Here is a 20,501-nt window from a genome sequence, read left to right on the forward strand (position 1 = left end):
CACCTGGACAGGGAAGCCGCCATGGCGGGCACCACCGCGCCCACCGGGGTCCTCGCCGGCGGCCCGCGCACACCGAAGCGGCGCCCCTGGGACGAGGCCCCCCGCTGGCAGATCTATCTCCCGCTCGGCCTCTATCTCCTCTTCACCCTCATCCCCTTCTACTGGATGCTGCTCTTCGCGATCCGCCCGGCGGGCTCGACCTCGCTGCTCCCGTGGCCGATCACCTTCGAGCACTTCGACAAGGTGTGGACCGAGCGGAGCTTCGCGCTCTTCTTCCAGAACAGCCTCATCGTCGGCGTCCTGTCGATGCTGATGACGACGCTCGTCGCCCTCGCCGGCGGCTATGCCCTGGCCCGCTTCGACTTCAAGATCAAGCGCGGCTTCATGCTGGCGCTGCTGTGCTCGCAGTTCATCCCGGGCGCGCTGATGCTGGTGCCGCTCTTCCAGATCTTCGCCAACCTCCAGATGATCAACTCGCTCGGCAGCGTCATCATCGCCGAGGCCGTCTTCCAGCTGCCGCTCTCGATGATCCTGATCAGCGGCTTCATCAGGAACGTGCCGTACTCCCTGGAGGAGGCCGCCTGGGTCGACGGCTGCGGACGCTTCCGCGCCTTCTGCGCCGTCGTCCTGCCCCTGCTGCGGCCCGGTCTGATCGCCGTCGGCTCCTTCGCCTTCGTGCACAGCTGGAACCACTTCCTGTTCGCCCTGATGTTCCTCTCCAACCAGGACAAGCAGACGATCCCGGTCGGCCTCGCCACCCTGATGGGCGCCGACAGCGTCGACCTCGGCGCGCTCGCGGCGGGCGGTGTCATCGCCGCCCTGCCCGTCGTCATCGTCTTCGCCTTCATCCAGAAGTGGCTGGTCACGGGGTTCAGCGCCGGGGCGGTGAAGGGATGAGCACCACCCCGCTGCCGCTCGTCCTCGCCGGTGCGCGCGGGCACGGCAGATGGCATCTCGAGAACATCCGGCGCCTCCAACAGGCCGGGCGCGTACGGCTCGTGGGGATCTGTGAGCTCGTTCCGCTGACTGGTGCGGAGCTCGACGGGCTCGAGGGGCTCGGCGAGCCCGCGCAGTCCGCTGACTTCGCCGCTCTGCTCGACGCCACCAAAGCCGCCGTCGCCGTCATCTGCACGCCCATTCCCAGCCACGCCGAGCTGGCCGTGGCCGCCGCCGCGCGAGGCGTGCACGTGCTCCTGGAGAAGCCGCCCGCTCCTTCGTACGCCGACTTCCAGCGGATCATCGACGCGGTGAACGACGCGGGGGTGGCCTGTCAGGTCGGGTTCCAGTCGCTCGGCTCGCACGCCGTGCCCGCCGTCCGCGCCCTGGTCGCCGAGGGGGCCATCGGGGAGCCGATGGGTGTCGGCGCGGCGGGCGCCTGGGCGCGTGACGAGGCGTACTACCGGCGCGCGCCCTGGGCCGGGCGACGCCGCCTCGACGGCGTGGATGTCGTGGACGGGGTCCTGACCAACCCCCTCGCCCACGCCGTCGCCACCGCCCTGGCGGTGGACGGGTCCATGCGGGCCGATGACGTCTCGCGGGTGGACACGGAGCTGTTCCGCGCCAATGCCATCGAGTCCGACGACACCTCGTTCGTGGGGATCACCACCGCGCGCGGTGGCCGCGTCGGGGTCGCGGCGACCCTCTGCGCCGAGCGCCCTGACGAGCCGTACGTCATCGTCCACGGCACCCGGGGCCGCATCACGTTCTGGTACAAGCAGGACCGAGTGCTCGTGCAGCGCGCCGGGCGCGGGCCCCAGGAGGTCCTGCACGGGCGGACGGACCTCCTGGAGAACCTCGTCGAGCATCTCGCGGGCCACGCCGAACTGCTCGTTCCGCCGGCGTCGACGGGCGCCTTCATGAAGGTCGTCGAAGCAGTCCGCGCGGCGCCCGATCCGCTCCCCCTGCCGGTCGAGGCGTGGCGGGCCGTGCCCGGTGAGCACGTAGGCGTGCGGCGCCGGGTCGTGCACGGCATCGACGGGCTCGTCGCGGCGAGCGCCGACACTCTGTGCGGCTACGCGGAGCTCGGCACGTTCTGGGCGCTTCCCGACCAGCCCCCTGCTTCCGATTCCCGGCCCGCCGCCCCGCGGGCCCCCGATGCCCGGATCCCCTCCGCCGAGACCCCACCGAGGTGAGAACGCCATGAACAGAACCGCGACCGACACCGCGCTCATGCTGCGCTGCTCGGGCCGCCCCGTAGGCCGCTACGTGATCCACCCCTCGGCAGGCCCGCGGCTCGCTCCCCGCCCCTACCTCCACCCCGTGCGCACCTTCGGCGGCCTCATCGTCAGCGAGTACGGCCCGGCCGACCACCCGCACCACTTCGGTGTGGGCGTCGCCGTGCCCGACGCGGCGGGCCGCAACTTCTGGGGCGGGCGCACCTACGTACGCGGCCAGGGGCCGACCGAGCTCGACAACCACGGTGAACAGCGCCACCTGGAGTTCAAGCTGCGCGACCCGGACGGTTTCGTCGAGGAGATCGGCTGGCTCGACGGGGAGTGCGAGCTGCTTCGCGAGCGGCGCACCGTCGCCGTCACGCCCCTCACCAGGTCCGCCTGGGCCCTCGACTTCACGTTCTCCCTCACCAACCCGGCCGCCGCGGAGATCTCGCTCGGCAGCCCCGCCACCAACGGCCGCCCCGGCGCCGCTTACGGAGGCTTCTTCTGGCGTGCGCCCAAGGAGACGCTGGCCCCCGAGGTGTTCACCGCGGACGCCGATGGCGAGACCGCCGTCCATGGCGCCACCGCCGACTGGTTGGCCCTCGCGGGCCAGGGCTGGACGCTCGTCTTCGCCGGGGCGACACCCGCAACGCGGCGCGACCCGTGGTTCGTGCGGACGGCGCAGTATCCGGGCGTCGGCTCTTCGCTCGCGCACGCGCGGCGCCTGCCGATCGGCCCCGGCGAGACCGTCGTACGCCGTGTCGTGACCGTCGTCTCCGACGGCCGCCCGAGCCGGGCCGAGGCCGCGGGACTCGTGCGCAAGGCGGTGACCGCATGACCGCGGCAGAAGCAGAAGCAGAGACAGAGGCAAGCAGGCTGGGCGACCTCGGTGACGGGACCTATCGCAACCCCGTCCTCGCCGCCGACTGGTCCGACCCCGATGTCGTCCGGGTCGGCGACGACTTCTACCTCACCGCGTCCAGCTTCGGACGTGCCCCGGGGCTGCCGCTGCTGCACTCCCGCGACCTGGTGAACTGGACCCTGATCGGGCACGCCCTTGAGCGCCTGGAACCGGCGGAGTCGTTCGCCGCGCCCCGGCACGACTGCGGGGTGTGGGCGCCTTCGATCCGGCACCACGAGGGACGCTTCTGGATCTTCTGGGGCGACCCCGACCACGGCGTCTTCCAGATCAACTCCCCTGACATCCGCGGGCCTTGGAGCACACCGCACCTCGTCAAGGCGGGCAAGGGGCTCATCGACGCCTGCCCGCTGTGGGACGAGGAGCGCGGCGAGGCGTATCTCGTGCACGCCTGGGCCAGGTCGCGGTCCGGCGTCAAGAACCGGCTCACCGGTCACCGCATGAGCCCGGACGGCCGTGAACTCCTCGACGAGGGGCGGGTGTTGATCGACGCCGACCGGCTGCCCGGCTGGTTCACGTTGGAGGGGCCCAAGCTGTACCGCCACGACGGCTGGTTCTGGATCCTCGCCCCGGCCGGCGGCGTGCAGACCGGCTGGCAGGGCGCCTTCCGTTCACGGACCTTCCATGGCCCCTACGAGGAGAGGATCGTCCTGGAGCAGGGCGGCACCGACATCAACGGCCCTCACCAGGGCGGCTGGGTGCGCACCCCGTCCGGCGAGGACTGGTTCCTGCACTTCCAGCAGCGCGGCGCGTACGGCCGGGTCGTCCACCTCCAGCCGCTGCGCTGGGGCACGGACGGCTGGCCGGTGATCGGGGACGGCGGCGCCCCCGTCGACGTACACAAGAAGCCCGACCTGCCCCCGCAGCCCGTCGCGGCGCCCGCCACCGACGACGACTTTCCCGGCGGGCGCCACGGCCGCCAGTGGCAGTGGTCCGCCAACCCCCGTGCGGGCTTGGCCACTTCGCACGCGGCGGACGGGCTGCGGCTGACCTGCGTGCGCTCCGCGGACACCGAGGACCTGCGCCGCCTGCCGCACGTCCTGACCCAGCGGCTGCCGCTCGCGCCGTGCACCGTCGAGGTCGGCCTGCGACTCGACAGCACCGCGGCGGACGCCAGGGCCGGGCTCGCCGTGCTCGGTGACGCCTTCGACTGGATCGGCCTCGAACGCGACGGTGACGGGGCGGTCCGCCTCGTCCACCGGTTCGCGGAGGCGGTCGCCGAGCGGGAGCGCGACGCCGAGCATCCGCGCCCCGCGCCCGACGGCACGGCACGCCTGCGGATCGACATCACGGACGGCGCCCGCTGCCGCTTCTCGGCCGACACCGGTGATGGCTTTCGCCCCTCGGGCCAGGTCTTCGCCGCGACGCCGTGGCGGTGGGTGGGCGCGCTCATCGGCCTGTTCGCCACGGCCCCGGCAGGGCGGAACGGGGCCGGGACAGCCCTGTTCACGCACTTCCGGATCACCCGCAACTGACCCGTTCCGTACGCCTGTTGGGAGCCGCAATGAAGCAGCACCTGCGCAGCACCAGACGCCTGAGGGCCCGTGCCCCGGCGGCGGTGGCCGCGCTTGCCGTCGTCCTCGGCCTGACGACCGTGCACGACCCGTCGCGGGCCGCAGCCGCTCCGGCCCACGACCGCCTCTCCGGCGCAGCGCACGGCTTCGCGTCGCTGGCCGGAGGCACCACCGGAGGCGCGGGCGGCAAGGTCGTCACGGTCACCGACCAGGCTTCGCTCGCCGAGTACGCCGCCGCCGATGAGCCCTACGTCATCCGCGTGAAGGGCACGGTGGCCGTCGAGCCGTTCGGCTCGGACATCGTGGTGGCATCGGACAAGACGATCGTCGGCCTCGGGAGTTCCGGCGAGATCGTCCACGGGGAGCTGCACCTGAACCCCGGCACGAGCAACGTCATCATCCGCAACCTCACCATCCGCGACTCGTACGTCGAGGGCGACTGGGACGGCAAGACCCAGGACTTCGACGCGATCCAGATGGACTCCGTCGACCACGTCTGGATCGACCACAACCGGCTCACGCGCATGGGCGACGGCCTGATCGACGTGCGCAGGGACAGCGAGTACGTCACGGTCTCCTACAACCGCTTCGAGCACCACAACAAGGCGTTCGGCATCGGCTGGACGGACCAGGCCAGGACGCAGGTGACCATCGACCACAACTGGTTCCGCGGCACCAAGCAGCGCAACCCGTCCGCGGACAACTGCGCCTACGCGCACCTCTACAACAACTACGTGTCGGCGCAGGTCACCGACGGCGACCCGCTGTGGACCTACGGCAACTGGGCGCGCGGCAAGACGAAGATGGTCATCGAGAACAGCTTCTACGAGGACGTCCAGCACCCCTACCAGGCCGATGAGACGGCCGAGTTGGCGCAGCGCGGCTCGATCACGAGGAACACGACGGGACGCCACGACGCGTGGGGCGCGGCCTTCGACCCGCGCGACTTCTACGCCTACGACCTCGACCCGGCGGCAGCCGTCCCCCGCCTGGTGAAGAAGTTCTCCGGACCCCGGAAGGCGATCGGGACCAGGACCTGACCGGCCGGACCCACACCGCCACCCCTTGACCCCACAGCACCTCGCACGACCCCCGTACATCTGACGAAGAGAGCCGACGATGAGCATCACGATCCGTGGAAACACGAACAGGGACAGAAGCAGAAGCCGGAGTGGTCGCGCGGTGACCGCCGTCGCCCTCACCGCCGCGTTCGCGCTGACCGCCACCGCCTGTGGCGATGACGGCAGCGGAGCCGGCGGGGACAAGGGCAAGGAGGGTTCCGGGAAAGGTGAGATCACCTTCTGGGACAACAACGGTGGTGTCCGCACCGACGTCTGGAAGGAGATCATCAAGGACTTCGAGGCGAAGAACCCGGACATCCGCGTCAAGTACGTGCCGATCCCCGCGGAGAGCGTCCAGTCGAAGTACGACACGGCCATTCAGGGCGGCGGTCTGCCGGACGTCGGCGGCGTCGGCGCCGCGATGCTCGCCGGGATCTCAGCGCAGGACGCACTGGAGCCGCTGGACGGCCGGCTGAGCGAGAGCTCCCTGGACGGCAAGCTGAACCCGGGCATGGTCGAAAGCGTTCGCGCCGCGGGCGGCGGCAACCGGCTCTTCACGGTGCCGACTTCCGCGAGCAACGGCGTGCTGTACTACCGCACCGACCTGTTCAAGGCCGCGGGTCTTGACGCCCCCACCACCTGGAGCAAGTTCTACAAGGCAGCGGACAAGCTCACCGCCACGGGCGAGAACAAGTTCGGGTACACCATTCGCGGCGGCGAGGGTTCCATCGCGCAGGCGCTCGACGCGGCGTACGGCCAGTCCGGCATCGGCTCGTTCTGGGACGGCGACGAGACCACCGTCAACGACCCGAAGAACGTGGAGGCGTTGGAGAAGTACGTCGCGCTCTACAAGAAGAACACTCCCGAGGCCGACGTCAACAACGACTTCAAGAAGATGAACGCCCAGTGGGACGCGGGCCAGATCGGCATGCTCAGCCACAACCTCGGCTCCTACACGGACCACGTGAAGGCGCTCGGTGAGGGCAAGTTCCGTGGCCTGCCCAACCCGACGACCGACGAGGGCGTCCGTGTCCAGGTCTCCAACCCGGTCGACGGGCTCGGCCTGTTCAAGTCCGGCAAGAAGAAGGCGGCCGCCTGGAAGTTCATCGAGTTCGCCGCCTCGCACGAGTCCAACAGCAAGTGGAACAAGTCCGCGGGAGCCATCCCCGCCAACACCGCGGCCTCCAAGGACGCCTGGGTGAACGAGGCGGAGCCCACGAAGCTGGCCGCCGCCGCGCTCAACGACGGCTCCCTGAAGGTCGTACAGCTGCCCTACTACCTGCCCGACTGGAACACCATCAGCAAGGCCGACAACGAGCCGAACTACCAGAAGGTCCTGCTCGGCAAGATGTCCGCGAAGGACTTCCTGGACACCCTCGCCGAGCAGCTCAACGAGGCTCAGGCCGAGTGGAACGAACAGAACAAGTGACAGGGCGCCCCGCGCACGGCGTCGGCCGACGCCGTGCGGTCGCGGCCCTCGCGAGTCTTCCGCTCGCGGCGTCCGCGGCCCCGGCGGCGTTCGCCCGCACGGCACGCACCAGGCCCACGCTCTACATCGCCGGGGACTCCACCGCCGCGCAGAAGTACACCGACGCGACGCCCGAGACCGGCTGGGGCATGGCCCTTCCTTTCTTCCTCAGCAACCGCATCGTGGTCGCCAACCACGCGATGAACGGCCGGAGTTCGAAGAGCTTCGTCGACGAGGGCCGCCTCGCCGTGATTCTGGAGGCGATCGGGCCCGGTGACCGCCTCCTCATCCAGTTCGCGCACAACGACGAGAAGAGCGCCGATCCGACGCGCTCCACCGAGCCCTGGTCGACGTACCAGGACTACTTGAGGCAGTACGTCGACGGAGCGCGGTCCCGTGGCGCGCGGCCGGTGCTCGCGACCGCCGTGGAGCGCAGGAAGTTCGACGCGGACGGCACAGCGCTGCCCACTCACGGCGAGTATCCGGCGGCGATGCGCGCGCTGGCCGAGGCCCGGCGCGTGCCGCTGCTCGACGTCCAGGCCCTGTCGATCGCCCTGTGGCAGAAGCTCGGCGTCGAGGAGACCAAGGCGTACTTCAACTGGACCGCCGCCGAGCAGGACAACACGCATTTCAATCCGCCGGGCGCGATCGCCGTGGCACGTCTGGTGGCGGCCGAACTGCTGCGCCGCCGGGTGCTCGCACCGCGGGACGTGCGCCGGCTCGACGACGCGATACCCGAATCCTGGATCACCTGGCCAGAAGGACCGTGATGTTGAGGACGACGAGTATGACCGCCCGCAGATCCCTCGCAGCGCTTGCCGGGTGTACCGCCCTGGTGGTGGCGGTCGCCGGGGCCCCGGCCTCGGCCGCCGTCGCCGTCGCCGTCGCCGGGCATGACGTACTGCCGCCCCGCGACGGCTGGGCGTCCGCCGGCGGCGGGACAACCGGCGGCGCCGGAGCCGACGCCGCGCACACCTACACCGTCACCACCTGGGATGAGCTGCGGGCCGCGCTCGCGGACGACGCGGGCGCTCCCCGGGTCATCCAGGTCAAGGGCACGCTGGACGCCACGGCCGCGGGGTGCGCCGCGTTCGGGGCCGACGGCTACGACTTCGACCAGTATCTCGCCGACTACCACCCCGCCGTCTGGGGACGTGACACGCCGGTCAGCGGCGCGCAGGAGGACCTGCGGGCGGCCTCGGCTGCCCGCCAGGGTGCGGCGATCAAGGCGTACGTCCCGGCCGACACGACCATCCTGGGCGTGGGCGGACATGCCGGGATCGTCGGCGGCAGCCTGCAGATCCAGGGCGTGGACAACGTCGTCGTCCGTGACCTCACGCTGGAGAGCCCCCTTGACTGCTTCCCTCAGTGGGATCCCACGGACGGGGACAGGGGGGCGTGGAACTCCGAGTACGACAGCCTGGTCGTCCACGGCTCGACGCACGTATGGGTGGACCACAACACGTTCACCGACGGTGAGTACCCCGACAGTTCACTGCCGTCCTACTACGGCGAGCTGTACCAGCAGCACGACGGCGAGCTGGATGTCGTGCGCGGCGCGGACCTGGTCACCGTCTCGTGGAACGTCTTCGCCGACCACGACAAGACCCTGATGATCGGCAACAGCGACAGCGCGGGCGACACCGACCGCGGCAAGCTGCGGGTCACCCTGCACCACAACATCTTCCGCGACATTGTCGAGCGGGCGCCGCGTGTCCGCTTCGGGCAGGTCGACGCGTACAACAATCACTACGTGGTCCCCGCGGGCGGCTACCAGTACTCCCTCGGCATCGGTCAGGAGTCGCAACTCGTAGCCCAACACAATGCGTTCACGCTCCCGCGCGGGGTCAGCGCGGCGAAGATCCTCAAGAAGTGGAAGGAGGCGCCGGTCACCGCTGACGCCAACCACGTCAACGGCAGGCGTGTCGATCTCATCGCCGTCCACAACGCGGAGATGCCGGAGGAGACCCTTCAGTCGGACGCGGGCTGGACACCGAACCTCCGGACGAGGGTGGACGACCCTCGCACACTGCCAGGTCTGCTCTCGCGTCACGCGGGCGCGGGAAAGCGCCACTGAGCCCCGAAGGAGCAGCCATGCCCTCGCACCACTCCCCATCCCCCCTCAACTCCCCTGTCAACAGGCGTACGTTGCTCACCGCGAGCACGGCCGCCGGAGCCGCCCTGGCACTCGGCCGCACCGCACCCGCCGGCGCCGCCGCGCGCCGCCCCACCCGTCGGACCCTGTACGTCGACCCGGCGGGCGGCGGCGACCACACCACTGTGCAGGCAGCGGTGGACGCCGCCTCCGGCCCGGGGTGGACGCTGGTCCTGGCCCCGGGCACGTACCGCGAGACGGTGAGCGTTCCCGAGACGCGTGCCGGGCTCACGCTCGTCGGCGCGAGCGGCGACCCGCGGGACACGGTCATCGTGTACGACAACGCGGCGGGCACCCCGAAGCCCGACGGGTCCGGCACCTACGGCACCAGCGGCTCGGCCACCACGACCGTGCGAGCCACCGGTTTCACCGCCCACGCGATCACCTTCGCCAACGACTGGCTCCGCGCCGACCACCCGGACTACACCGGAACCCAGGCCGTCGCCCTGAAGGTGACGGGGGACCGCTCGGCGTTCCTCCGCTGCCGGTTCCTGGGCCACCAGGACACCCTGTACGCCGACACCGCGGACCTGGATGCCTTCGCCCGCCAGTACTTCCGCGACTGCTACGTGGAGGGTGACGTCGACTTCGTCTTCGGCCGCGCCACCTCCGTCTTCGAACACTGCCGCTTCCACACGCTCACCCGCGGCGACCTGGCGGCGGCGCCGTACGGCTTCGTCTTCGCACCGTCCACCGCCCTCACCAACCCACGCGGCTGTCTCGTCAGCCGCAGCCGGGTGACGAGCGGCGCCCCGGACGCGTACTACAAGCTGGCCCGCCCCTGGGTCCCCAGCTCCGACACGACGGCTCGCCCCATGCTGACGGTGCGCGACACCCACTTGGGGCCCGGCATCGACGCGATTGCCCCGTACGCGAACATGCGCGACGCCCACCCCTGGCAGGCCCAGCGTTTCGCCGAGTACCGCAACACAGGGCCGGGCGCGGCCGTCACGATCCCGGAGAACCGACCCCAACTCGGCTTCGGCGAGGCCGCGCTCGCTACACGCGCCGCCTATCTGACGGACTGGACACCGCCGGGAGAGGACGGCCGCTGAGCCACAGCCACATCGCCGCTCCGGCGAACTGGAACACCGCGATGCCCAGCATCAGCCCCTCCGCGCCGAGCCGTCCCGCGAACACCCCGGTCAGGGCCGCGCCGCCCGCCGACGCGCCGATCTTCAGGCTGCCGCCGGTGGTGTTGACCTGGCCGAGCCGGTCCGGGGGCGACTCGCGCTGGCGGAGCATCAGTGTCGCGGCGAAGAGCGGGCCCTCGGCCAGGCCCGCCGCCACGCAGACACCCCACGCCCAGGGCAGCGACGGCACCACCGCAAGCGCGGCGACGGCCGTACCGAACCCCAAAAGCCCTGCGACCACGACCCGTTCGGAGCGGCCGGGCGTCAGCCACCGCGACGAGAAGAGCGCTCCCACGAGCGATCCCAGCGCGAAGCAGGCCAGCAGCTGACCGCCCGCCGCGGAGCCCGCGCCGATGTGCCGGCCGAGCAGGACCGCCGCCACCGCGAATCCGCCGTATCCGAACCAGGCGAACATCGTCGACACGGTCAGGGCCCGCAGCACCCGGTTGGTTCCAAGCACCGAGAGCCCGCCCGCCACGATCTCGGCGCCTGTCCGCGTCCGCTCCGGCCGGGCCTCCGGGGGCGGAATCCGCAGCAGGGGAAGGAAGAGAAGTCCGAGCACGGCGGCGGCCACGGTCACGACGCCGGTGTGCGCTCCGCCCGCCAGGGCGGCGACCATCGCGGCCAGGCCCGGCCCGGCGATGGCCGCGATGTTGTAGCTCGACGCCTCGAGGCCGTACGCCCGCGAGAGGCGTTCGGCAGGTACGAACCGCGGCAGCAGACTGGTCAGGGCCGCCACGACCGGCTCGACGCAGCCGACCACGGCGGCCACCATCAACACGAGCACCAGCGGCGAGCGCCCCGCCGACAGCATGAGCAGGGCGATCGCGGCGGCGTAGCCGCACGCCAGCGCGATCACCAGGCGGCGCGGCCGGTCGGTCCCATCGAGCGCGTGCCCGATGACCGGCCCGCTCAGCACGTACGGAAGCGTCATCGCGGTCTGGACGAATCCGGCGCTCGCCGCGTCGCCGGTACGCGCCTGGACGGTCAGCACCAAGGTGGTGGCGGCCCCCTCGGCGGACACCCTGAGCAGTGTGGCGGCCGTCAGGTGCGGGCGCAGCAACCAGGTCCCCCTATGCGTTCGTGCATTGACCACCCAACTCAATCACCCGCCGCGACTGTCAGGAAGATGTTCCCGCGAGAAGCCACCCGCGACCGGCCGGTCACGGGTGGCCCGAGCCCTGCGCCTACGGGTAACTGATGTCCGATGCGCTGTACTTGCAGTACGTCCCGTCAGGGCCGCTGCCCGTCTCCTCGGGCTCGTCGCCCGAGTTGTTGCCCGTGAAGCGGATACAGGGCTTGATCTTCTTGTCGCCGTCGCCGTGGATGCGGATCTTCCGCAGGGTCGCGGTGTCGCCGTAGTTGGTGTTGATGCCGACCAGGGACGTGCCGGGCGCGGTCACGTCCACGTCGTTGATGGTGATCGTGCGCTTGTACTGCTTGGAGCAGTTGCCACAGGAGCGGACCAGCTTGCCGAAGTCCGAGACCTGGAATCCGCTGATGTTCAGCGTGCCCGCGCCGTTGAACTGGAGGACCTTGTCGTCGGCCTTCCGCGCGCCGCCTCCGGTGACGGTGTACGTCGAGCCGGTGGAGGTGCCCTTGAAGGTGGCCGCGTCCTCGCCGACGTCCTCCCACCACACGTTCTGGATGGTGCAGCTGCCCGAGCAGTGCACACCGTCGGCGGCCGGCTTGCCGAGCACGACGTTCTTCAGGACCGCGCCGTCCTTCAGCTTGAAGACCGGGTCCTGGCCCTCTTCCTGGCCGTCGCCGCCGAGGTCTCCGCTGCCGTGGAAGCGCCGGAGTCCGCCGTCGTAGGTGCCGGACACCTCGATGGTCTTGGTGACGGGCGTGTCGCCGGTGGGGGTCGGCCACTCGGCGGCGGTGGTCGCCGCTCCTGCCGGGGAGAGCAGCACGTTGGCGCCGATGGTGGCGCCGGTCAGCAGGAGCGCGCCGCCGGCCGCGCCGACGACGCGGCGTCGGGTGAGGCGGCGCTTGCGGCTCTTGCGGCTCTTGCGGCTCTTGCGCGGTTCGGCTTGTTGCGTGGTCATGGGGACCGCTCTTTCGCTGGGGGGATGACCTTGCGTCTGCTGGTCTCCGCCCGCGTGCGGAAGGTTGCCGGGGTGCGGGAGATTTCCGCGGGGCCCTATGAAGTGCGGGCGAAGTCACCGCGCACCGCCGCCAGTTGGCCCGAAGCGGTCGCCTCGGCCTCCGCCGCGTACGTGTCCTCGCCCGCGTCCCTGCCGCCTTCGGCATGGTTGTACTGGCCCGCGAAGACGTGCTCACCCGCCGGTACGGTCCGGCCCGCCCGCAGCGTCCAGCGGTAGACCAGCTCACCGCCCTGCTCTCGTACGGAGACGGTGAAGTCGTCGGCGGGCAGAGAGCGCCAGTTGCCCGTCTCGGCGACTCCGCCGGTCTGCGCGATCCGTAGTTCGACGGTGAGCGCGGTGAGCGGTCTGCCGGTCTTGAAGGTGAGGGTGCTCTGCGCCCAGAAGTCGTTGCTCTGGGGGTCGACGGAGCCGTCACTCCAGAGGTAGCCGTCCTCGATGCTCCTGGCGTCCGGGGCCACGCGCCGTGGGGCGGGCGGGGGGCCGGACTTCTTGGGCGGCCGGTTCGCGTCCTGGCCCTTGTCCCTGTCCGGCGTGCCCTTCGTGGTCCTGTCCGACGGTTTCGCGGGCTCGGCCGGTGAGCTGGGCCCGGCGTTCTCGTCGTCCGGTGCGGATGCGGAGGGGCTCGGCCCGGACGGGGAGTCGGGGGCGGCAGGCGTGCCCACGGTGCGGGGCGGTGGCTTCTCGCCCTGGACGACGGAGGCGACGGCGTATCCGCCGAGCGCGAGGACCCCGGCCACGGCGGCCGTCGCGCCGGCGATCCGCAGCCAGGGGGCGGGCCGCGGCAACCTGCCGCGGGACGAGGCACCGAGGTCGACGCCGTCGTGCCCCATGCCGCGCTCGACCCGGGCGAGCATCCGCTCCCTGTCGGGCCGGTGCTCGGCCGCGGCATCGCGCAGCTGCTCGCGTACGTCGTCCATCACTGCCTCCCTCCCACGAGTTGCGACGCGGCACGGTCGCCCAGGAGCCGTTGCAGCTCCGCCATTCCCTTGGACGTCTGGCTCTTCACCGTACCGACCGATATGCCGAGGGTGAGCGCGGTGTCCTTCTCCGACAGATCGAAGGCGTGCCGCAGGACCACACAGGCCCGCTTCCGGAACGGCAGCGTACGCAACGCCTCCTGGACGTCGACGACCGCCGGTACGTCGGGATCTTCCACGCTCTCCGGGCGCTGCCCCCAGAACAGGGCCACGCGGCGGCGCTCGCGGACGGCGCTGCGGATGCGGCTGCGCGCCATGTTGGCGACGACGCCCCGGGCGTACGCGGCAGGGTGGTCGGCAGCCCTGACCCGGTCCCAGCGGTTCCAGAGCGCGACCAGGGCGTCCGCCGCCAGATCGTCCGCGGCGTCCTTCTCGCCGGTCAACATGTGGGCGAGGCGGGCGAGTTCGGCGTAATGCCGCTCGAAGAAGTCATGGAACTCCGCGGCGGCTGCGTCATCGACGGCTGTCCCCACAGATGACCTCGTTTCTGTGCTCGCGCGGCTCGCACACGCCAGGTGACCCCCGTGCCGCCGAAGCGCGGTGCGCGAGCATAGCAACGTCTGTGCGAGACATCGAACAACGTACGGAATCCCAGTCGGAGGCGAACGGCAACCTTCCGCGCGCCCCGCGGCGACTCAGCCGCGTAACTGTCCCTCTCCTCGTTCCTCTCCCCGCAGGAGCCCCCATGGCCGAGCACCCGTACACCGAACTCCACCGCCGAAGGGGCCGAAGAGCACGGCGGGCTCGCGGACGGGTTCTGGGCACCGCCTACGTCGCGGGCGCCATCGCCGCCGGTGGGCTCTTCGCCCTGTCGTCGGCCTCGGCCGCGGCGACCGCCCGGCAGGCCGAGGCGCTCGACCGGGGCGTGGTCAGCGTGCACACCGATGCCGGGAATCTGGTCAGCTGGCGCTGGCTCGGCACCGATGACGACGACGTGGCCTTCAACGTCTACCGAGGGGGTACGAAGGTCAACTCCTCCCCGGTCACCGGCTGGTGTGGCGGACGGCGGACAACAAGGCCCTGCGCATCTACTCGACCCCGCACGCGACGAACACGAAGATCACCACGCTGCTCCACGACACCCAGTACCGCACGGCACTCGCCTGGCAGAACGCGGCCTACAACCAGCCACCGCACCCGAGCTTCTCCATCGGCTCCGGCATGGCGAAGGCACCGCGCCCGGTGGTGTCCACTCCCTGAGCCGGGCGCCCACCCCGTATAACAGAATGTCCGTCACCTCGCGCCACCGTCGCGAGGTCCGTGACCGCGAGGAATGGCGCCTGTGATGCTGATCGCCCTGTACCTTCCCGGAGCTGGTGCTCTCCCGCGATGGGCACAGATCACAGTCGGCATCGTGGTCCTGGGTCTGATCGCAGCCCGCCTCTGGCTGCACTTCCGCAGACGGCGGTAGAGACCGCTTCACCAGCTCCTGTTGGCGCCTGTCATTTCGGGGTTGCTCGTTCCCGTCCCATTTCCGTTGCCACAGCGCGACGTTCACCGTTTCCGCTTTGGGCGTGGGCTCTCCTGTGGTTGCGTGCTGTGTGGCTTTCGCTCTTGAGGGACGTGTGTGATGACTGGTCTGTGTCTGGATGCTGCTCGCCGGGTATGTGAGGCGGCGGCGGGTGGTTCGTTGCCAGGGGGTTCGTCGGTGGTGGAGGTGGAGGCGCGAGGTGTTCCGGCCGTGCTTGCGGTGCGGGTGAACGCCGCGGAGGTGGAGCGCCGGGTCCGGGAGGGTGTGGGCCCGCTGCTGGATTTGACGGTGTTGAGCGGGCTGTTGCAGTTGCCGACTGGACTACCGGTGCCGGCGGAGTCGTTGACGTCGAAGGAGCGGTGGCGGCTAAGGCATTGTCCCAAGAACGCGGTGGAGCGGAGTGGCGGACAGTTGGTGCGCCGTCTGGTGTCGCCGCTGGAGGTGGACTTAGCGGTCTCGAGGACGCGGCGGCCGGGTCGGCAAGCGCTGCTGCGGGCGGGCCGCTTCGGGCCCTTCGCCGCATCTGCGGTGTGGCTGGACGGTCCGGCCACCGGGGCAGAGCTGATGGTGATCGAGGCCGGCGTCTACGGTCTGGGGGTGGTACGCCAGTCTGGCAGTGAGGCATCGGAGTTGCTGGTGGCGCCTCGGTCGTCGCGGCGCTTTACACATACGGCTGCTGGCTGGCTGTTCCATGAGCAGGTGTACGAGCGGCTGCTCGCGTCTAGTCGGGGTCTCCTGCCCACACCCTGAGCCAGCGCGGCGTTTCGAGGGCTCCGGGAGCGGCGAGCTGCTCGCGGAGTTCTTGGTGAGCGTTGCGGGCGTCTTGGCAGAGCCGCTGCCATGCTGATCGCCGCGCCGCTCCGGGTTCGGCGTACTGCAGGTCGTCGGCCCAGGGCAGCCAGGTCGCGATGTTGTGCCGGTTGGCTTCCGCCTGGTCGCCGGGGTTGTGGTCGAACCGGAGCAGACTTTCGCCTGCGCAGACGGTGCACTGGCACAGCGGCTCCGGCATCTTGCCGTAGAGCTCTCGGAGCGTGTCGGTCCTGTAGTAGTCCATGAGCTGCGGGTGCAGCACCATCGTCGTGGCGGTGCTCTTCCTGGGCCGGGGCGGCGGTGCGCTGCCCGGCTTTCGGACGTGCCGCATCGCGGTCTGCATGCCGATCGCGGTGAAAAGCGCGCCGTGCGCGTAAACGTCGAGGCCGGCGAGGTCGGTGCGGATGAGGGCGACCCGGTCGAGGCTGCCGACCAAGTTGCGCAGCGCGGTGATGGTGCCCTTGACTGCGAGCGGGTTACGGGCGGCCCCGAGAGCGATGGCTTTGATGTGGTGGACGTCGGCGAGTTCGGTGATGAGGTGGTCGAGATCGCCGGGTTCGCGTAGCCATTGCTGGTCGAGTGGCAGGGTGAGTATGGCCTGCTGTGGGTCGAGGTCGCGGACAGCCCGGACTGCGGCGGCTATCGCGCGGCGGTCTCCGCCGCGGATGTAGCGGGTCGGGGTGAGGCCGGCCACGGTGCCGTTGTGGAGCTGGAGCTGCTGGTGGTGGCGGAGTTCGTCGGCCTCGGTGTCTTCGAACAGGCTGTGTTGGCCGTGGCGGATGTGGCTCTCGAGCTGGAAGGGCTGGTCGGCGGTGGCGAAGTCGCCGTAGCTGTCGGGGTCGACGAGCTGGAGCCGGTGGCGGCCGCCTTGCCGGTGGTGAGTACCTGCGGCCGGTAGGGCGTCGGCGCCGCAGAGGATGATTCCGTCGTGCTCAGCGGTTGAGGCTGTGTGGCTGGTGCCGTCTCTAGTGCCGGCCCTGGTGTGCACAAGGATCGTGTCCTGCAGCAGTTTCCATGCGGGTTCTGTTCGGCGTAAGTGATCGCCTGACTGTTCTGTCATCCGCCCCTCCCCGATTACCGATCGCGAGCTCCCCATTTCAAAGAGTGCAAGCTGCAGCTAGGGGCAGCAAGAGGGCGTTCGCGACGAGATCGGGGCGTGGGCCACGAGTCCGCTCGACGTGTGCAACGGACCGCGGAGGTCGGTGGGCTGCGAGCGCCGCTACCCGTTGGGCGAAGGTCGCGGGGGCGGTGGTCGCCTTCGCGACGTCGAGGTAGATCCTGAAGACTCGTCAGCCTCTCGACCCAGCTGTCACCCCTTCCCCGGACCAGGCCCCGAGCTCCCCCGCACGGTCAACTCCGGTGCGAGCAAGGCGACTTCATCCACGCCCCGCCCCCGCAGCTTGGCGACGACGCGTTCCACCGCCTGTCGGCCCATCTCCTGGGCGGGGATGGCGACGGAGGTGAGCCGCACCGAGGCCTGGGTGGCGACCTGGTCGGGGCAGATGGCGATGACGGATACGTCTTCCGGTATGGCGCGGCCCTGCTGACGCAGGAGGCTCAGGAGCGGCTCCACCGCCGACTCGTTCTGTACGACGAACCCCGTGGTGCCGGGGCGTTCGTCGAAGATCCGGGCCAGGGTCGCGGCGAGCGCGTCGTACGTCCCCTCGCAGGGTCGGTGCAGCACCAGCACGCCGAGCTGCCCGGCCCGCGTGCGCAGCCCGTCCAGGGTGCGCTCCGCGAAGCCGGTGTGCCGCTCGTACACGGCGGGCGCCTCGCCGATCACGGCGATCTCCCGGTGGCCGAGACCGAAGAGGTGCTCCACGCACTGGGCGCCGGTCGCCACGAAGTCGAGGTCGACGCAGGTCAGGCCCGTGGGGTCGGCGGGGAGGCCGATGAGGACGGCGGGCCGGTCGGTCTCGCGGATCAGGGGGAGCCGCTCGTCGTGGAGCTCCACGTCCATCAGGATCATCGCGTCGGCGAGCGCGCTGCCCTCGATGCGGCGGACCGCCTCGGGGCCCTCCTCGCCGGTCAGGAGCAGCACGTCGTACCCGTGGGTGCGTGCGGTGGTGGCGACGGCGATGGCTATCTCCATCATCACCGGCACGTACATGTCGGTGCGCAGCGGCACCATCAGCGCGATGATGTTGGACCGGCTGCTCGCCAGGGCGCGGGCGCCGGCGTTCGGGTGGTAGCCGAGCTCCCGGATGGACCGTTCGACGCGGTCCTTGGTGGAGGCGGAGATGGACCGCTTGCCGCTGAGTACGTAACTCACCGTGCTGGCCGAGACTCCGGCGTGGTGGGCTACCTCGGCGAGGGTGACCATTCAACTCTCCTAGAGGGGCATGGACGGGTCGGGCGGCGGGTGCGAAGCGCTTCGACTCGGGGCCGTCTTGACCTTAGATCGGCCCCCGTGCACTGTCCATAGTTCTGTCGAAGCGCTTCGACTCGCCTTGTCACCCTGGAGAGTTGTCATCCCCGTACACGATGCCACGGCCGTTCGTGGACACGTACACCCGCCCGAAGATCCGGGGATCGCCGGTGATGGCCGCTCCGGTCCAGCCCCACTGGTGGGCGTCGTCGTTGACACGCACCCAGCTCTTCCCGACGTCGGTGGAGCGGAAGATGCCGCGCACCCCGTCGACCTTCGCGCTGGTGTAGAGCGTCTGGTGGTCTGAGCCCGGCGCGGCCTTGCCGAAGCCGATCGTGTCGGCCTCCTCGACGCCCTGGACACGGGTGAAGCTCCCACCGGAGTCCGTCGAGTGCCACAGGCCGTACGTCCCGCCGGCCTTGCCGCCCGCGAGCCAGATGTCGCCCTTGGAGCCGGGTACGGCCTGGAAGCGCACCGCGCCCTCGGCAGGAAGGCCGGTGGCCGTCTTCGCGGTGAAGGCCGCCCCACCGTCCGTACTGACGTAGAACGTCCCGGACTTGAAGCCGTAGAACGTCTTCGGGTCGGCCCGGTCGGACTCGACGACCGCGCCCTGCGGGATGCCGGTGGACGCGGTCCACGACGCGCCCGCGTCACCACTGGTGTGCACGCCCGTGCCGTCCGGGCTCCACACGAAGCGGCTGCCGTCGGCGGACGCGGCGACCGTGCCGCCGCCGGATACCCCCGAAGGCTCTTTGCCCGCCCACCAGTTGGCGCCGTTGTCCCCGGAGAAGGCGATGCGCGGCCCGCTGTCGAGCCGGCCGACGCGCACCACCGTGTCCGGGGCGGACTCGGCGTAGTCGAGGCTGATCGTGGTGGTGAAGTTGGGCGCGGTGTACATCAGGGGCGGCACCTTGGTGACGTCCGTGTGCCGGAAGCCGCCGATGTCGCCGAGCGCACTGAGCAGCGGCGCTCCGGATGCCGGTGTGGCCAGGTCGTGGACCGCGGTCTCCTCCAGGCCCTTCACCATCGGGGTGACAGTGAACTTGCCTCCGCTGTCCCACTGTTGGAGGTTCCTGGTGCCGTGGACGGTGGCCCCGGTGCCATACATCATCCGGTCGGAGTCGAAGGGGTCGATCTCCAGGGCCTCGGTCATCCAGCCGAGCTTCGGGCTCTGTTCGGGCGGCGCCGGGTTCGCGCCCCACGACAGCCAGGGCACGGACGAGATGTCCATGGTGTAGCGGTTGGTGCGCTCGGGGTAGGCGGCGTAGTTCCAGGCTCCTGTCCAGCTGCCGCCGCTGTCGGTGGAGCGGAAGATCTGGGTGTCCGGGAACCACGAGCTGTAGCCGGTGACCATCACGGTGCCCGGCCGCTGCCGGTCGATGCTCAGTCCGCTGTAGCCGTAGTACGTGTCGGCGTCGGTGGCGGGGCTGATGTTCTTCCACTCGCCGGTGCGGGTGGCGTACCGCCACACCTGCCCCTTGGAGCCGTCGTAGGGGCCGCCCTTGTCGCTGTAGGCGAGGTAGAGGTAGCCGTTCTCCGCGTCGAGCACGCCCTTGTGGGCGAGGTGTCCGGTGGGCTGGCCCGCGAGCCGGGACCAGGTGACGCCTGCGTCCGTCGAGCGGTAGACGGCGTTGCTCTTGTCGGCGACGCCGACGTAGACGGTCTTGGTGCGGTTGCCCGAGGTGCCCGTCGACTCGTCGAAGGCGACCCAGGCGATGCCCTGGTTGTCGGAGGCGTAGCCGGTCGAATCGCCCGGATCCTGCTGGTAGTTGCCGGGGTTCGGGAACGCTGCCACCTTCGACCAGGTGGCTCCGGAGTCGGTGGAGCGCCACAGGCCGTGGCCGCTCGGCGCACCGAGGTACAGGACCCGGTTGTCGTGCGGGTCGACGGCGAGGCGTTCGCCCATCCCGCGGCCCGGCATGTTGCCGCCGAGCTTGAAGGGCAGGTCGGCCTTCTCCCAGGTCTCGCCCCGGTCGGCCGAGCGCATGACGGCGCCCTTTCCGGGGTCCCAGTCGTTGGTGTACGTGCCGACGGCCGCGTACACGTTGTCCGGTTCGACGGCATCTGACGCGATGCTGACGACCCCGGTGTGGCCCCAGTCGTCCCAGCCGACCGAGTCGAGCAGCGGGGTCCAGGTCTGCGAGGACTCCTGCCAGCGGTACGCGCCGCCGATGTCGGTGCGCGCGTACGCGAGGTTCTTCTCCGTCCGGTTGAAGACGATGCCGGGTACGAAGCCACCGCCGTCGATACGGACGTTCTTCCAGGTGTAGGCGGCCGCTGTCCTCTCCCTGGCGTCCTCAGCCCCGGAGGACGGGGCGCCCACGAGCAGCAGACCCGGCATCAGGCAGAGGGCGGCGAGCA

At 70.5% G+C, this 20,501-nt stretch carries 16 protein-coding genes and 3 pseudogenes; 12 read left to right on the plus strand and 7 right to left on the minus strand.

The features are described from left to right. The first annotated feature begins 21 nt into the window (after positions 1 to 21). From ACZ5WE_RS10215 to ACZ5WE_RS10255, 9 genes and pseudogenes are all read left to right on the plus strand, one after another. Positions 22 to 897 carry a carbohydrate ABC transporter permease gene (locus ACZ5WE_RS10215; RefSeq protein WP_467685140.1) on the plus strand — a complete coding sequence of 292 codons (876 nt, stop codon included), beginning with the start codon at positions 22 to 24 and terminating at the stop codon, positions 895 to 897. After that, positions 894 to 2,132, plus strand: a complete 1,239-nt coding sequence (locus ACZ5WE_RS10220; RefSeq protein ID WP_467683940.1) for a Gfo/Idh/MocA family protein — start codon at positions 894 to 896, stop codon at positions 2,130 to 2,132. The genes ACZ5WE_RS10215 and ACZ5WE_RS10220 overlap by 4 nt, the downstream gene beginning before the upstream one ends. A 7-nt stretch (positions 2,133 to 2,139) precedes the next feature. Then, positions 2,140 to 2,994, plus strand: coding sequence for a DUF6807 domain-containing protein (locus ACZ5WE_RS10225; protein WP_467683938.1), 855 nt, complete (start codon positions 2,140 to 2,142; stop codon positions 2,992 to 2,994). Beyond that, on the plus strand, positions 2,991 to 4,550 hold the full coding sequence (locus ACZ5WE_RS10230; RefSeq protein ID WP_467683936.1) for a glycoside hydrolase family 43 protein: 1,560 nt from the start codon (positions 2,991 to 2,993) through the stop codon (positions 4,548 to 4,550). The genes ACZ5WE_RS10225 and ACZ5WE_RS10230 overlap by 4 nt, the downstream gene beginning before the upstream one ends. A 29-nt stretch (positions 4,551 to 4,579) precedes the next feature. Beyond that, positions 4,580 to 5,626 (plus strand): annotated as a pseudogene (locus tag ACZ5WE_RS10235) (pectate lyase family protein); the annotation flags it as partial. 82 nt (positions 5,627 to 5,708) lie between these two features. After that, a complete protein-coding gene (locus ACZ5WE_RS10240) occupies positions 5,709 to 7,079 on the plus strand; it encodes an ABC transporter substrate-binding protein (RefSeq protein WP_467683934.1) in 1,371 nt (456 codons plus the stop codon). Continuing rightward, a complete protein-coding gene (locus ACZ5WE_RS10245; protein ID WP_467683932.1) occupies positions 7,076 to 7,888 on the plus strand; it encodes a rhamnogalacturonan acetylesterase in 813 nt (270 codons plus the stop codon). The genes ACZ5WE_RS10240 and ACZ5WE_RS10245 overlap by 4 nt, the downstream gene beginning before the upstream one ends. A 17-nt stretch (positions 7,889 to 7,905) precedes the next feature. Continuing rightward, positions 7,906 to 9,195 carry a pectate lyase family protein gene (locus tag ACZ5WE_RS10250; protein WP_467683930.1) on the plus strand — a complete coding sequence of 430 codons (1,290 nt, stop codon included), beginning with the start codon at positions 7,906 to 7,908 and terminating at the stop codon, positions 9,193 to 9,195. 17 nt (positions 9,196 to 9,212) lie between these two features. Continuing rightward, positions 9,213 to 10,328, plus strand: coding sequence for a pectinesterase family protein (locus ACZ5WE_RS10255; RefSeq protein WP_467683928.1), 1,116 nt, complete (start codon positions 9,213 to 9,215; stop codon positions 10,326 to 10,328). Here the strand turns inward: ACZ5WE_RS10255 and ACZ5WE_RS10260 are convergent. The 4 genes from ACZ5WE_RS10260 to ACZ5WE_RS10275 all read right to left on the minus strand — a co-directional run bounded on the left by ACZ5WE_RS10260 (position 10,273) and on the right by ACZ5WE_RS10275 (position 13,964). Then, positions 10,273 to 11,430: an MFS transporter gene (locus ACZ5WE_RS10260; protein ID WP_467683926.1), complete on the minus strand. Its 1,158-nt coding sequence runs from the start codon at positions 11,428 to 11,430 to the stop codon at positions 10,273 to 10,275. The genes ACZ5WE_RS10255 and ACZ5WE_RS10260 overlap by 56 nt on opposite strands. A 163-nt stretch (positions 11,431 to 11,593) precedes the next feature. Continuing rightward, positions 11,594 to 12,454 (minus strand): pectate lyase, encoded by an 861-nt coding sequence (locus ACZ5WE_RS10265; RefSeq protein WP_467683925.1) that lies wholly within the window; start codon positions 12,452 to 12,454, stop codon positions 11,594 to 11,596. A gap of 95 nt (positions 12,455 to 12,549) precedes the next feature. Continuing rightward, complete coding sequence (locus tag ACZ5WE_RS10270; protein ID WP_467683923.1) at positions 12,550 to 13,431, minus strand: hypothetical protein; 882 nt, start codon at positions 13,429 to 13,431, stop codon at positions 12,550 to 12,552. Continuing rightward, positions 13,431 to 13,964 (minus strand): SigE family RNA polymerase sigma factor, encoded by a 534-nt coding sequence (locus ACZ5WE_RS10275; protein ID WP_467683921.1) that lies wholly within the window; start codon positions 13,962 to 13,964, stop codon positions 13,431 to 13,433. The genes ACZ5WE_RS10270 and ACZ5WE_RS10275 overlap by 1 nt, the downstream gene beginning before the upstream one ends. A gap of 212 nt (positions 13,965 to 14,176) precedes the next feature. Between ACZ5WE_RS10275 and ACZ5WE_RS10280 the strand changes: the two are divergent. The 3 genes and pseudogenes from ACZ5WE_RS10280 to ACZ5WE_RS10290 all read left to right on the plus strand — a co-directional run. Further along, positions 14,177 to 14,482, plus strand: a pseudogene (locus ACZ5WE_RS10280) (rhamnogalacturonan endolyase family protein); the annotation flags it as partial. Continuing rightward, positions 14,482 to 14,691: pseudogene (locus ACZ5WE_RS10285) on the plus strand (rhamnogalacturonan lyase family protein); the annotation flags it as partial. The pseudogenes ACZ5WE_RS10280 and ACZ5WE_RS10285, both read left to right, overlap by 1 nt. Positions 14,692 to 15,139: 448 nt before the next feature. Beyond that, positions 15,140 to 15,712 carry a hypothetical protein gene (locus ACZ5WE_RS10290; protein WP_467683920.1) on the plus strand — a complete coding sequence of 191 codons (573 nt, stop codon included), beginning with the start codon at positions 15,140 to 15,142 and terminating at the stop codon, positions 15,710 to 15,712. Here the strand turns inward: ACZ5WE_RS10290 and ACZ5WE_RS10295 are convergent. The 3 genes from ACZ5WE_RS10295 to ACZ5WE_RS10305 all read right to left on the minus strand — a co-directional run bounded on the left by ACZ5WE_RS10295 (position 15,684) and on the right by ACZ5WE_RS10305 (position 20,481). Next, positions 15,684 to 16,832 (minus strand): hypothetical protein, encoded by a 1,149-nt coding sequence (locus ACZ5WE_RS10295; protein WP_467683918.1) that lies wholly within the window; start codon positions 16,830 to 16,832, stop codon positions 15,684 to 15,686. The two genes, ACZ5WE_RS10290 and ACZ5WE_RS10295, sit on opposite strands and share 29 nt — an antisense overlap. Positions 16,833 to 17,081: 249 nt before the next feature. Beyond that, positions 17,082 to 18,095, minus strand: a complete 1,014-nt coding sequence (locus tag ACZ5WE_RS10300; RefSeq protein ID WP_467683917.1) for a LacI family DNA-binding transcriptional regulator — start codon at positions 18,093 to 18,095, stop codon at positions 17,082 to 17,084. 130 nt (positions 18,096 to 18,225) lie between these two features. Continuing rightward, a complete protein-coding gene (locus tag ACZ5WE_RS10305) occupies positions 18,226 to 20,481 on the minus strand; it encodes a WD40/YVTN/BNR-like repeat-containing protein (RefSeq protein WP_467685138.1) in 2,256 nt (751 codons plus the stop codon). Positions 20,482 to 20,501 lie beyond the last annotated feature (20 nt).

This window comes from Streptomyces sp. NPDC033180 (assembly GCF_055577645.1).

Excerpts from the sequence above, each read along its gene's own strand:
- ACZ5WE_RS10305 (WP_467685138.1), bottom strand. The coding sequence starts at position 20,481 with ATGCCGGGTCTGCTGCTCGTGGGCGCCCCGTCCTCCGGGGCTGAGGAC.
- ACZ5WE_RS10230 (WP_467683936.1), top strand. The coding sequence starts at position 2,991 with ATGACCGCGGCAGAAGCAGAAGCAGAGACAGAGGCAAGCAGGCTGGGC.
- ACZ5WE_RS10250 (WP_467683930.1), top strand. The coding sequence starts at position 7,906 with ATGACCGCCCGCAGATCCCTCGCAGCGCTTGCCGGGTGTACCGCCCTG.
- ACZ5WE_RS10295 (WP_467683918.1), bottom strand. The coding sequence starts at position 16,832 with ATGACAGAACAGTCAGGCGATCACTTACGCCGAACAGAACCCGCATGG.
- ACZ5WE_RS10265 (WP_467683925.1), bottom strand. The coding sequence starts at position 12,454 with ATGACCACGCAACAAGCCGAACCGCGCAAGAGCCGCAAGAGCCGCAAG.
- ACZ5WE_RS10240 (WP_467683934.1), top strand. The coding sequence starts at position 5,709 with ATGAGCATCACGATCCGTGGAAACACGAACAGGGACAGAAGCAGAAGC.
- ACZ5WE_RS10215 (WP_467685140.1), top strand. The coding sequence starts at position 22 with ATGGCGGGCACCACCGCGCCCACCGGGGTCCTCGCCGGCGGCCCGCGC.
- ACZ5WE_RS10300 (WP_467683917.1), bottom strand. The coding sequence starts at position 18,095 with ATGGTCACCCTCGCCGAGGTAGCCCACCACGCCGGAGTCTCGGCCAGC.
- ACZ5WE_RS10220 (WP_467683940.1), top strand. The coding sequence starts at position 894 with ATGAGCACCACCCCGCTGCCGCTCGTCCTCGCCGGTGCGCGCGGGCAC.
- ACZ5WE_RS10255 (WP_467683928.1), top strand. The coding sequence starts at position 9,213 with ATGCCCTCGCACCACTCCCCATCCCCCCTCAACTCCCCTGTCAACAGG.
- ACZ5WE_RS10225 (WP_467683938.1), top strand. The coding sequence starts at position 2,140 with ATGAACAGAACCGCGACCGACACCGCGCTCATGCTGCGCTGCTCGGGC.
- ACZ5WE_RS10270 (WP_467683923.1), bottom strand. The coding sequence starts at position 13,431 with ATGGACGACGTACGCGAGCAGCTGCGCGATGCCGCGGCCGAGCACCGG.